The 12,189-nt window shown below is 54.0% G+C and carries 13 protein-coding genes and 1 other RNA gene; 6 read left to right on the top strand and 8 right to left on the bottom strand.

Annotated elements, in window-relative coordinates; translation table 11 throughout:
- Window positions 1-146 precede the first annotated feature (146 nt).
- From FMM01_RS03465 to FMM01_RS03450, 4 genes are all read left to right on the top strand, one after another.
- Window positions 147-1,433 (top strand): replication-associated recombination protein A, encoded by a 1,287-nt coding sequence (locus FMM01_RS03465; protein ID WP_150391674.1) that lies wholly within the window; start codon window positions 147-149, stop codon window positions 1,431-1,433.
- A 53-nt stretch (window positions 1,434-1,486) separates the two neighbouring features.
- Window positions 1,487-1,681, top strand: a non-coding RNA gene (ssrS, locus tag FMM01_RS03460) — 6S RNA.
- Window positions 1,682-1,752: 71 nt separating this feature from the next.
- Entirely contained in the window at window positions 1,753-2,040 is a 288-nt protein-coding gene (locus FMM01_RS03455) for a hypothetical protein (protein ID WP_150391673.1), read from the top strand.
- A 72-nt stretch (window positions 2,041-2,112) separates the two neighbouring features.
- Window positions 2,113-2,619, top strand: a complete 507-nt coding sequence (locus FMM01_RS03450; RefSeq protein WP_027827294.1) for a universal stress protein — start codon at window positions 2,113-2,115, stop codon at window positions 2,617-2,619.
- A 63-nt stretch (window positions 2,620-2,682) separates the two neighbouring features.
- On the opposite strand, the gene FMM01_RS03445 is transcribed toward FMM01_RS03450, so the two are convergent.
- Entirely contained in the window at window positions 2,683-3,552 is an 870-nt protein-coding gene (locus tag FMM01_RS03445) for a helix-turn-helix domain-containing protein (RefSeq protein WP_150391672.1), read from the bottom strand.
- A gap of 146 nt (window positions 3,553-3,698) precedes the next feature.
- Here FMM01_RS03445 and FMM01_RS03440 point away from each other — a divergent pair, with 146 nt between their 5' ends.
- Window positions 3,699-4,574 (top strand): PPK2 family polyphosphate kinase, encoded by an 876-nt coding sequence (locus tag FMM01_RS03440; RefSeq protein ID WP_027827292.1) that lies wholly within the window; start codon window positions 3,699-3,701, stop codon window positions 4,572-4,574.
- On the opposite strand, the gene FMM01_RS03435 is transcribed toward FMM01_RS03440, so the two are convergent.
- Window positions 4,563-5,072, bottom strand: a complete 510-nt coding sequence (locus tag FMM01_RS03435) for a GNAT family N-acetyltransferase (RefSeq protein ID WP_150391671.1) — start codon at window positions 5,070-5,072, stop codon at window positions 4,563-4,565. The two genes, FMM01_RS03440 and FMM01_RS03435, sit on opposite strands and share 12 nt — an antisense overlap.
- A gap of 11 nt (window positions 5,073-5,083) precedes the next feature.
- Window positions 5,084-6,103 carry a DUF2785 domain-containing protein gene (locus FMM01_RS03430; protein ID WP_150391670.1) on the bottom strand — a complete coding sequence of 340 codons (1,020 nt, stop codon included), beginning with the start codon at window positions 6,101-6,103 and terminating at the stop codon, window positions 5,084-5,086.
- A gap of 75 nt (window positions 6,104-6,178) precedes the next feature.
- Here FMM01_RS03430 and FMM01_RS03425 point away from each other — a divergent pair, with 75 nt between their 5' ends.
- Complete coding sequence (locus FMM01_RS03425; RefSeq protein WP_027827289.1) at window positions 6,179-6,829, top strand: hypothetical protein; 651 nt, start codon at window positions 6,179-6,181, stop codon at window positions 6,827-6,829.
- 125 nt (window positions 6,830-6,954) lie between these two features.
- On the opposite strand, the gene sufB is transcribed toward FMM01_RS03425, so the two are convergent.
- The 5 genes from sufB to sufC are packed head-to-tail and all read right to left on the bottom strand — an operon-like array spanning window position 6,955 to window position 12,081.
- On the bottom strand, window positions 6,955-8,397 hold the full coding sequence (sufB, locus tag FMM01_RS03420) for a Fe-S cluster assembly protein SufB (RefSeq protein WP_150391669.1): 1,443 nt from the start codon (window positions 8,395-8,397) through the stop codon (window positions 6,955-6,957).
- Between the two features lie 4 nt (window positions 8,398-8,401).
- Window positions 8,402-8,857 (bottom strand): Fe-S cluster assembly sulfur transfer protein SufU, encoded by a 456-nt coding sequence (gene sufU, locus FMM01_RS03415; protein WP_027827287.1) that lies wholly within the window; start codon window positions 8,855-8,857, stop codon window positions 8,402-8,404.
- On the bottom strand, window positions 8,854-10,044 hold the full coding sequence (locus FMM01_RS03410) for a cysteine desulfurase (RefSeq protein ID WP_223850036.1): 1,191 nt from the start codon (window positions 10,042-10,044) through the stop codon (window positions 8,854-8,856). Before FMM01_RS03410 ends, sufU begins: the two co-directional genes overlap by 4 nt.
- Before the next feature lie 7 nt (window positions 10,045-10,051).
- Entirely contained in the window at window positions 10,052-11,266 is a 1,215-nt protein-coding gene (gene sufD / locus FMM01_RS03405) for a Fe-S cluster assembly protein SufD (protein WP_150391667.1), read from the bottom strand.
- A complete protein-coding gene (sufC, locus tag FMM01_RS03400; RefSeq protein ID WP_063515133.1) occupies window positions 11,266-12,081 on the bottom strand; it encodes a Fe-S cluster assembly ATPase SufC in 816 nt (271 codons plus the stop codon). The genes sufD and sufC overlap by 1 nt, the downstream gene beginning before the upstream one ends.
- Between the last annotated feature and the right edge of the window lie 108 nt (window positions 12,082-12,189).

Genomic DNA, 12,189 nt, shown 5'->3' with positions numbered 1-12,189 from the left:
GGCGACTTGAAGACCGCGGTTTTCGCGGTCTTCAAGCGCCGTCACCACGTTCCAGCCCCCTCAGCCGGAGCTTGCGGAGCATTGGCACGACGTATCAGAAAAGGAGTTTTGTCCCAGTCTTTTTCTTTGAGAAAGGACAATGATCGATGGTAGAACCGCTTGCTTACCGGATGCGGCCGACCAACTTGGATGAAGTGGTCGGTCAGCAGGATTTAGTCGGCCCAGGTAAAATCATCCGCCGCATGGTTCAAGCCAAACGGCTGAGCAGTATGATCCTCTACGGCCCGCCTGGCATCGGCAAAACCAGTATTGCTTCAGCCATTGCCGGCAGTACGAAATACCATTTGCGGATCTTAAATGCAGCCACGGATACTAAAAAAGATCTGCAAGTAGTCGCCGAAGAGGGCCGAATGAGCGGCACCGTTATTCTGCTGCTGGATGAGATTCACCGGCTGGACAAAATCAAGCAGGATTTCCTGCTTCCCCATTTAGAAAGCGGCCGCATTATCCTGATCGGGGCAACCACTGAAAATCCCTATATCAATATTAGTCCGGCTATTCGCAGCCGCACTCAGATTTTTGCGCTCCACCCGTTAGCCGTTGACGATATCGAGCAGGCCCTGCATCGGGCACTGAGCGACAAAAAAAAGGGGCTGGGCGGCTATCCCGTCACCATCAGCGATGACACCCTCAGGGTTTTGGCGCAGGGCGCCCACGGCGATTTGCGCACAGCACTGAATACATTGGAACTCGCCGTCCTCTCCACCCCAACGGATAAGCAGGACGACCGGATCCATGTCACCGAGCAGGTGATCATTGATTCGGGCGCTCGGCCGCCGATTGCCGGGGATAAAAACGGCGATGCCCATTACGATACGATTTCTGCCTTTCAAAAATCCATCCGCGGTTCTGACACGGATGCCGCCCTGCACTATCTAGCGGTACTGACCGCCAGCGGCGACCTGCCATCAATCATGCGCCGGCTGCTGGTGATCGCCTATGAGGATGTCGGGATGGCTAATCTGCCAGCCGCAGCCCGCACCGTCGCTGCGGTGCAAGCCGCCGAGCGTCTCGGCCTGCCCGAAGGCCGCATCCCCTTGGCAGACGCTGTAATTGAATTATGTCTGTCCCCAAAATCGAATTCGGGAATCAGTGCCGTGGACGCTGCCCTCGCTGATGTCAACAGCGGCAAGGGCCAAAAGATCCCTGCGGCCTTGAAAGATGCCCACTACAAGGGGGCCAAAGAATTAGGCCACGGTACGACCTACAAATATCCCCACGCCTACCCGGGCGACTGGGTCGCCCAGCAGTATTTACCCGACGATATTAAAACAGCTCAATACTATGAGCCGAAACATAACGGTAAATACGAAACTGCCTTTGCGGAGCAATATGCCCGTCTCCGCCAGGCTGGACCCCATAGCCACGCTTGAAATGGCTTCCATTCCACTTGCCAAACGGCTTTGCACATGCTAGTATTAAGTATGGTCATCTTAGGTGTTCGAGTTTTCCTCTTATCAGGTTGACCGATCAAGTAACACCACATTGGGACGGCGAATCTCTTCTGCGCGTGCATAACCATTTCACTTGGTAGCCCTGAACGGAAGAATAACTGACCCACCTGCTTAATATTAGCGGGTTCAACTGTACGGAAAAATCAACGGCACCACTAAGAGCCAGCGCGCAACAGCAATGTTGCGCGTTTTTTGTTATCATGAATGTATTCTGGTACCGTCGAAAGGATCTAAGTCTGTGTTAGCTAAAACTGCCATCATTATCCTATTGATTTTGCTTGTTCTGCTGAGCATCATTGCCCGGCTGATCGTCGTCCGGCTGATGACCACCACTCCAGACAGCGCCATGCTGCGGGCTATTATCCCCGCTCTGCGGCGGGCCACCATGATTCTGCTGTTTATTGCTCTGGTCGGGGCCGTGATTTTGCTCAATGCCCCGCTGATGTGGAATCTCGTTACCGTTGCCCTCACCCTGCTTTACATGCTGGCGCTGATTTTTCACTTAGCGCGCCTGTTAAAAAAATAAAACTGGGCAATTCTGCGCACCGCTCAGTAGTACGGTATAATTAAAGAGAAAAGAAGAAATGAGGTGGACACTATGTTGCAACAATACAAGCGGGTCCTGGTTGCGATTGATGGATCCTACGAAGCAGAATTGGCTTTTCGCAAAGCTGTGGAAGTGACGAAACGGAACCATGCCCATTTGTTCCTGTTACACGTCATCGATACGCGGGCTTTCCAAAACGTATCAAGCTTTGATTCCGCGATGGTGGAACAAGTCACCGAAACCCAGAAACAGACCATGAAAGAGTATGTGGAAATCGCTCAACGCGCCGGTCTAACCGATGTGTCCTACGAAATTGAATACGGCGCACCCAAAACACTAATTGGTCGAGACTATCCGAAAGCCAATGATATTGACTTAATTATGATCGGCGCCACCGGCCTGAATGCCGTCGAGCGGTTATTGATCGGCTCAGTAACGGAATATGTGACCCGCGTCGCCAACTGCGACGTTTTGGTCGTCCGGACCGATTTAGACAATAAGCCAGCACTGATCGACAGCAAACATCCGGAAAGCCATATTAATCCAGAAAACGACTAGTCGGCAGTCTAGCAAAAGGGAGACAAAACCATGGTGGTTTTGTCTCCCTTTCTTCGTGCCGATTTACTCCGTTTCGAGATCTGACTGGTCGAGCGTTCGCAGTAAGGCATTAATTCTGGCTTCCATATGAGGATGCCGCCGAACTTTCGCGATAAATAAAGCGGACTCCAGCTCACAACGACCCTGTTCGGTGTCTCCCGCCCCGAGCGCCGCTCGGGCGCGCACAAAAATCAGCCGTTCCATAATAAACATACTATTGCCGGCATTCAACCGCTCCAAACCATCGGCCGCGATCACGCGCGCCTGCCGCCAATACCCTTGCGCACATAACAATTCGGCATGGGCGAGCAAAACAAACAGCTGCATTTCCAACTCCCAGGACTGACCGCTGGGCCATTGGCTGATGCCATCCCGAGCGGCCAAAATATAATAACCGGCCTGCGCCAACGCCTGTTGGCGAAAATACGTATAGCCAAAGCCCAGTTGCGCCAGCAAGCGAAACAGATCATGCGGCCCAGCGGCCCCTTCATTGAGGGCCTGAGAAAAACGAAACCGGGCTTCATCCAACCGCGGCCCGCCAGCCAAGGCCACGAGCCCCTGCAACGTATAGTAGTGCGCACGCAGTTGATCTGCCTCAATCAAATCGGCTAGCGGTATCAAAAGCCGCTGACACCCAACGATATCCTCAGCCATAAACGCTGCCAAAGCACGGTCCAACTGACGGCGCAGCACATCATCTGGTTGACTCATGACACTCTCGGCCGGAATCTCTAAGCGTTGACACAGCCCGTTAATGATATCCCAAGCCACATTTTGATCATACTTTTCGATCAAACAGACCGTGGCCTGGGCACAGATGCCGTGGGCAAGTTCCCTTTGGGACAGGCGTTTGCGTAAACGTGCGGTACGAATGGCCTCACCTTTAATTAACATGTACTCGACTCCTTGTGAACTTCCAAACACCCTAGGCTCCATTATAAAATAACGCAGGCCGGCTGTCACCCAGGCATTGTTCGTACGTTTTAACCAGTGAGTGGTTACAATAGAGTTAACTCAGTTGAAGGAAAGCGGGTCATGTTATGGATTTGAAAGATTATCGGTACAACGGTACTGGCGAGTTTCATATTGGCGAACAGGCCACCACTCCGCCAGCCGACTATCAGAATCAAGAAAAGGCAATCAAAAAGGAAATTAAAAAGGATCGCAAAGTGTTGCAGGATGCCCAAGAAAAGCTGTATGCGCAAAACCAATTTGGTATCCTAATCCTTTTTCAAGCTTTGGACGCCGCCGGCAAAGACGGGATGATCAAACACGTGATGCGTGGCGTAAATCCCCAAGGAACGACGGTTACGCCGTTCAAAGTTCCCACCGCCAACGAACTTGCCCACGATTATTTATGGCGCACCCGGGTGGCTTTTCCCCGCAGCGGCGAAATCGCCATTTTCAACCGCTCTTACTACGAAGAAGTCCTCGTTGATCAGGTCCATCCAGCCAACGTTTTATCGGAACACATTCCCGGCATCACCAGCGTCAAAGATGTAGACAATAAGCTCTGGCAGCAGCGGTATAGCGATTTTCGAGAGCTGGAAGCCTTTGCTAACCGTAACGGGATCATCATCCTTAAGTTCTTCCTGCACCTCTCCAAGGGCGAGCAAAAGAAACGCTTCTTGGCCCGTATTGAAGTGCCCGAGAAAAACTGGAAGTTTTCGGAAAACGACATCAATGAACGCCAGTATTGGGATCAATACCAAAGGGCCTACGAAGAGATGATTCGCCATACAAGCACCAAAGAAAATCCCTGGTATGTCATTCCGGCCGACGACAAATGGTATTCTCGCTTGATCGTTTCGAAAATCATCAATGCCCGCATTGGCGCCCTGCCGCTGCACTTCCCGCAAGTCACAGATGAACAAAAAAAGGGCCTGCACGCGGCCCTGGATAAACTAGAAGACTAACTCGTAAGCATCCCGCGGACTACCATCAGCCATCCAAATCGTCCCGGTATGCTGAAATGCAAAGTGGCCCAGTAAATGGTGCATTGGGGTATTCTTAGCGTGGGTATCCACGCGCACCGCCGGGGTGCCGGTGGTTTGAATATGGGCCAGCACCCCGGTCATGAACTGCTGGCCGATGCCATGATGCAAGTGCTGGTTCGAAACGACGAAACGATGAATCGTTATGTAAGCCCCAGCAGTCAGCCACTGGCCGGCAATCCTGGCATAGGTGGGCTCCGGGCTGGGCATGAGGGCGGCATAGCCCACCACCTCACCGGTGGCCAGTACAGCTACTTGCCCAGCCCCGGTAATCAAATCCGTTTGAAAGTCCGCAGCGCCAGGATAGGCATCCTGCCACTGCGGTATTTTTTCGGCGGCTAACCGGGCCCGGGCAGCCGCCCACATCCGGATCACGGCCGCTTCGTCTGCGGTTACTGCATTGCGTATGGTAACGTCCATCGAATCGCCTCTCAGCCTAAATTATTATTGGCAATATCGCCTAAGAACTTCATCATACTATCCGGATAATCGTTGCGCAATATCATTGCTTCCAATAACCGGTTCCGGTTATACCAGCGATTCCAGAAGGCAACATTTTCCTGCGGCCGCATCGTCATCAGCCGTCCCTGCCACTGTTTTAACAATAGGAGCAGATAATCGGCATAAAAGGTCTCCTTGTTGGCCAGCGTACTTAACGAATAGGCTAGCCGCTGATCTTCACCGTAAGCCAGGGCATCCCGCACGGATTGGTAGCCCAGCATCACGGCACTGAGTAAAAAGATCTTGTCCGCCCGGGTCAGATTGCGTTCACCCAGCTCATCGACCACGTTGCCAATATGGATCCAGGCATGGCCCCAGCCTTTTCCGTCAATATAGCCGCGGCCATCCTGCTCCAGCAGGGCATAGGCCGCTACCCGGTGCAGAATGACCAGCACCTCTCCCTCGGTCAGGGTGTGATAATCAGTACGGTCGGCAAATAACAGTGTCCCCAGCACCAGCACCGAAAAGCTGCGCTTAAATAAAGCATCTGCTTCCGGCTCCATGATGTGGTCAAACAGGTACTCCGGTGACGACACTACTGCCACGGCATAGTGGAACTGTTCATCCGTCAAGGTATGGGTCCGCAGCAAATCATTGATCAAGTAAAATGCCCCATGGTCCCGTAACCGCAAATCAGTATTGCTCAGCTGATCTAAAATAAAATCCAGATCACCGTCGGCCAGATCCTGAGCGGGTGCTTGCCCAGCCTGGTCGTCGTCGTGCTTCATTTCTTGCAGCCGGTCCCGATAGCGTTTATTCAGTGCCAGCATACGGGCTAAGTCCAAGGCACTGGTCGTCGGCCGATGATAGGCACTGCGCCGTTTCTTGCGCGGCACTTGATCACGGGCCGCACTCAGCAGCGTTGGCAAGTTTTTGTAGATATCGCCCCGATTCAATTGCAGGCGTAGTACGTCTAAGCGGTCATAAAAGTCTTGTATTGCTTGATCCATAATCGATTCCTTTCTGACAATTCGCTCTTCTGCGCGGCAGCGCGGTATACTAGATTAAAGGGGGGATGATGACAAATGGATAACGCAGGACGCGACTGGCTGACGCCGCTCGCCCAAACGTGGCACGCCTATGAACGTGATCACCAATTAGCCACGCACCGGCAACTGATTGCCGCCCATTACCGGAGCGACATGCTGGCAATGATCGGCCGCCGCTACCGCCGGCCATTTCTGATCACCGCCGCGGGGGCAGCGGGGATGGCGGCGGTCTTGATGATCGTCGCTATTTTAGGCGGTGCGCCCTGGATCTGGTCCCTGATCATCGGCTTGCTGATTATTGCCGGGACGGTCAGTGCCACTGGGGTTTATTTAAGCAAACGCCCCCAGCTGCTGCGCAATACCCGCTTTCGCCGGACGATTCATCGCTTGAAACACACCGCCCATTTTTCCCGGCTCGCCCAGACTGACTGGGCTATTCATAATGAACAGCAGCACTTATTCAAGCAGCCGCTCGTCATGGCCACGCTGCAAGCTTTGCCGGCCAACTTGCGTAATCAGCAGGCAGTGGCGGGGCTGTACGTCTTATTGTGGCGTCAGCAAGCGCCAACGCTGGGCCAAGCCATTGCCATGTACCAGCATGATCCGCGCCAAGTGGGGATGAGCCGGCGGGATATCCGCCAACTATTGTATCAAACCAAGGCGGCGGATGAGTCTCAAACACTCTAGCAATAACAATAAAAGGATCGAGCCAAAGTCGTTCTCTGGTACGCCGTGCCAATGCTCCGCAAGCTGCGGCACTCGGTGCGCCAGAAACTCAGAATTTTGGCCCGATCCTTTTGTTGTCCTTCTTTTTACCCGACTGACCCTACCATCTCATAACTGATCAACCGGTTCAATTCCACCGCATACTCCATCGGCAACTCCTTCGTGAACGGCTCAACGAAGCCCATGATGATCATTTCAGTGGCCTTGTTCTCGGGAATTCCGCGGCTCATCAAGTAATACAGCTGAGCTTCGGAAATTTTCGAGACTTTTGCCTCATGCTCCATCGAGACATTCCCGTTCAAAATCGTGTTGTACGGAATGGTATCGGACCGGGATTTCTCATCCATAATAATGGTATCACACTCGACATGGGCAAAAGAACCGTCACTGTCCCGGTCGAAGCGGACGGTACCGCGGTAGTCCACAGCGCCGCCATCTTTCGCGATGGACTTCGACACAATGGAGCTGGAGGTGTTCTTGGCGTGGTGAATCATCCGGGCCCCGTTATCCTGATCCACGCCGGCCCCAGCAACGGCGATACTCAGCATCGTCCCCCGAGAGCCCTCACCGTCCAGATAAACAGAGGGGTACTTCATCGTTGTCTTGCTGCCCAGGTTGCCATCGACCCACTCCATGGTGGCATTCTTCATGGCCTGGGCGCGTTTGGTTTCCAAGCTATAGACATTCTTGGACCAGTTCTGAATCGTCGTGTAGCGGCAGTATGCGTCGTCGTTGACAAAAACTTCGACCACAGCGGTGTGCAGGCTGTCTGAGGAATAATTCGGGGCCGTACATCCTTCGACATAGTTCACACTGGCCCCAGGTTCAACAACGATCAGAGTCCGTTCGAACTGCCCCGAATTCTCGGCATTGATTCGGAAATAAGACTGGATCGGAATGTCCGTCTTCACTCCTGCCGGGACGTAGATAAAGCTGCCTCCGGACCAGACAGCAGAATTCAACGCCGCAAACTTGTTGTCCGTGGGTTTGACCAGTGTGGCAAAATACTTTTTAAAGATCTCCGGGTACTGTTGCAGCGCCGAGTCGGTATCCATGAAGACGATGCCGAGTTTTTCAAACTCGTCTTTCATGTTGTGATACACCATTTCCGATTCGTACTGGGCCGCAGAACCTGCCAAATACCGGCGTTCTGCTTCCGGGACCCCTAATTTTTCAAACGTATCCTTAATCGTTTCCGGCACGTCATCCCAATTGCGATATTTCTTATTCGTCGCCTTTTGGTAATAGAGCATGTCGTCTAAGTCCAAGCTGGACAAATCGGGGCCAAAATCCGGCATCGGCATCCGCCGGTAGATTTTGTAGGCTTTCAAGCGAAAATCCAGCATCCATTGGGGCTCGTTCTTTTCTTTGCTGATCGTCCGAACAATATCTTCGGTCAACCCGCGGCCGGTGGAGAACACCGGCTTAACGTCGTCAGAAAAACCGTAATCATAGTCTTCATCCAACGTGGGCACTGTATCCAGCAAGTCCTCGTTGTTTTTCGTGTTTTTGGTCTTTGCGTCGGTCATGGAATCACTCCTTTTCTGGGAAACCAGGCAGGGCTTGGTCTAAGGCCTTCCAGGCCAAGGTGGCACACTTGATCCGGGCGGGAAAGGCCCGCACCCCGGCCAAGAGACTGGCGTCCCCCAAGACGTCGTCCATTTCCTTCGTGGTTTCTTTGCCGGTGATCATTTGGGAAAACAGATAAACAGCGTCCCGCGCTTCCTGGACCGTCTTCCCCTGAACCACGTCAGTCATCATGCTGGCACTGGCCTGGGAAATCGTGCAGCCGCTGCCGTTGAAGGCAATGTCCGCGATTTGCTGACCATCCGGACTGAGCTTGACCTGCACCGTGATCACATCGCCACAGGTGGGATTTTCCATTTCTTTCTCATGGCTGCCGTCAGCCAGCGTACCGTGATGGTGGGGATGCTGGGAATGATCTAAAATCACCTGACGGTACAGCAAGCGTAATTGATCTTCATTCATTGCTGGAAGAACTCCTTTGCTTCGTTCACCGCGGCCACCAGCCGATCGACATCAGCTTGGCCATTATACAGATAGAAACTGGCCCGGGCGGTAGCCACCACGCCTAAGCGCTGCATCAACGGCTGGGCACAGTGGTGGCCAGCCCGGACGGCGACTTGTTGGGTGTCCAGCACCGTGGCCAAGTCGTGGGGATGCACACCGTTCAGGGTAAAGGCAATCACCCCACCGCGCTGGGCTGCATCTTGGGGGCCGTAAATGGTCAGGCCGGGAATGGCTTTGAGCTGGTCTAACGCATAGGCCGTTAACGCGCGCTCATGATCGCGAATCTTGTCTAACCCGATGGCTTGCAGATAGCGGATCGCCGCTGCCAGGCCAATGGCGCCGGCAATATTGGGCGTACCGCCCTCAAAGCGCCACGGAATATCAGCCCAGGTGGTCTGAAATTTCTCCACCTTGCTGATCATTTCACCGCCGAACTCAATTGGCGGCATGGCTTCAAGCAGCGCCATTTTACCATACAGTACCCCGATCCCGGTCGGCCCAAGCATTTTGTGGCCGGAGAAGGCAAAAAAGTCTGCTCCCAAGGCCTGAACGTCCACCGGCATGTGGGGGGCGCTTTGAGCCCCGTCAACCACCAGAATGGCCCCTGCTGCGTGGGCGAGTTGGCCGATTTCTTGAATCGGATTGATCGTGCCGAGCACGTTTGACACTTGGGTCACTGCGACGATTTTGGTTCTCGCGGACAGCATGGCCCGATAGGCCGGCATGTCCAGCAAGCCCTGATCATCAATATCCACGTACCGCAGCTTGGCGCCTGTACGCAGGGCGAGCTGCTGCCATGGCACCAGATTGCTGTGATGTTCCATGATCGTAATAATAATCTCGTCCCCGGCCTGAATGTGGGTACCACCCCAGCTTTGAGCGATCCAGTTTAAGCTTTCCGTCGTACCGCGGGTAAAAATAATGTTGGCGGTATCTTCGGCATGGATAAAATCGGCCACAGTCTGGCGGGCATTTTCGTATGCTTCTGTGGCCTGTTCCGCCAGAGTGTAGACGCCGCGATGCACATTGGCATTTTGCCGCGTATAGTAATGGACTAGGGCATCGATCACCGCCTGCGGCTTTTGCGCCGTCGCAGCCGAGTCTAAATACACCGCATCAGGAACCGCATCGGCCCCTTGCCACATCGGAAAATCAGTTTTGTTGATGGGCGACAGTTTGGCCATGGATAAGCTTCCTTTCAATGGTATCAATCAATTCCTGCTGCACAGCCGGCAACGGGATTGCCGTCAAGACCGCGCCGAGAAAACCGCGAATCACCAAACGCTGGGCCACGTCCTTGGTCAGACCGCGACTCATCAAATAATACATCTGACTGGCATCTACTCGGCCTACTGAGGCAGCATGGCCGGCTTTCACATCATTTTCATCAATCAAGAGAATGGGATTGGCGTAGCCGTGGGCCGTCCGGGACAGCATCAGCACACGGTTCTCTTGCTGGGCATCAGCGCCCCGGGCCCCTTTCACAATGTGGCCGATACCGTTGAAAATCAAAGCCGCCTTTTCCAAGATCACCCCGTGCTGCAAAATATTGGCTGTGGTCTGGCGGCCAATATTGGTCACGCGGGTATTCAACCCTTGAGTCTGCTTGCCGGTGGCCAGAGCGACAACTTTCACGTCGGCCGTACTGCCCGTACCGACCAGATCGGTACTAGTATCGGCCAGCATGTTGCCGTCGTTCAGCACGCCCGCCGTCCAGTTCAGGACCCCGTTGGCGGCAACAGTGGCGTGCCGCCGGATGAAGGCCGTGATGTTGCTGCCGAATGCATCGACATTAGCAAAGTTCACTTGGCTGTTTTCTCCCACCACGATTTCGGTCACCACGGAATCGGCACTGGCTGCGCCGTCTTCGCCGGTGTATCGATCGACGATCGTCACCTGGGCGTCGCTGCCGACGACGACCAGGACATGGTGGTGCGCATTTTGGCCGGCAAGCAAACGGGTATTCAACACCACCGGTTGATCGCTGTGGAAGTGATCCGGTATCTGAATCAATACGCCGCTGTTGAGATGGGCGATATGGAAGGCCGTCAGGCGATCTGTCGGGCCGGTTTGTTTAAACAAATAGTCCTTGAATGGCGCCAAATCAGCATCCGTCGCCGTCAGCAACGAGCGCACGACCACCCCCGCCGATGTCGGCAGCCCGTCAGGATAGGTCACCCCTGCCGCGGTGCCGGTGCCAAACAGCGGCCAAGCATGGTAGCTGACCTTGGCAAACTCCGGCCAGGGCGCTTCTGAATAGGCCTCGGCGGCCCTTTGTCGCTGGGCCGTCAGCCATGCACTGTGGTCCAGGTCCGCATAAGCCGCTGCAAGCGCTGCCCCGTCTAATTGCTTCGGTCCGAACGCCATTAGGCCTCCCCCTTTCCAGAGGGGATATCGGTATCGTCTGTCAACGGCACATCCAGCCCCAGTTCGTCCCGCAAACCGACGTAGCCCTCCTTTTCCAGAGTTTCTGCCAAGGCAGCGTCACCGGATTTCACGATCCGGCCGTCCATCATGATATGCACCACATCCGGCACGATATAATTCAGCAGACGCTGATAGTGGGTAATAATGAGTGTGCCGAAATTCGGGCCGCGCATGGCGTTGACCCCTTTGGCAACGACCTTCATCGCATCAATATCCAAACCAGAATCAATTTCATCAAGGATGGCAAACGGCGGCTCGATCATTAATAATTGCAGAATCTCATTACGCTTCTTTTCACCCCCGGAAAATCCCTGGTTCAAGTAGCGTTCGGCCATTTCTTCCGGCATGTCCAGCAAGGCCATCTTATCATCCAGTTTCTTGATGAATTCCCGGACGCTGATCTGATGGTCGTCATCCCGCCGGGCATTGATCGCCGCCCGCATGAACTCGGCATTGGTTACCCCGGCAATTTCCGCTGGGTACTGCATGGCTAAGAACAATCCAGCGCGGGCGCGCTTATCCACCGGCCAATCGAGAATGCTTTCCCCATTCAGGAGAATGTCCCCCTCACCGACTTCATATTTCGGGTTGCCCATAATGGTCTCCGAAAGCGTCGATTTACCGGTCCCATTAGGGCCCATGATTGCGTGGATCTCACCGGTGTGCATCGTCAGGTTGACACCCTTCAGAATTTCTTGATGGCCGTCTTCGTCATCCACTGCCACGTGCAGGTTTTTAACTTCTAATGTGTCCATGCCGTTTGTCATCCTCTCGTTGTATGTTTAATTGTAGCCCGTTTAATCGTAAGCGTCCACGGAACCGTTTAGATTCCTGGGTACGGAAAAGTCCCGGCCAAAATCCGT

The sequence above is a fragment of the Schleiferilactobacillus harbinensis genome (assembly GCF_008694105.1).
GTDB classification, from domain to species: Bacteria; Bacillota; Bacilli; order Lactobacillales; family Lactobacillaceae; genus Schleiferilactobacillus; species Schleiferilactobacillus harbinensis.
Note: the sequence above shows the minus strand (reverse complement) of the source record. Positions and strands in the feature narration are given on the sequence as shown.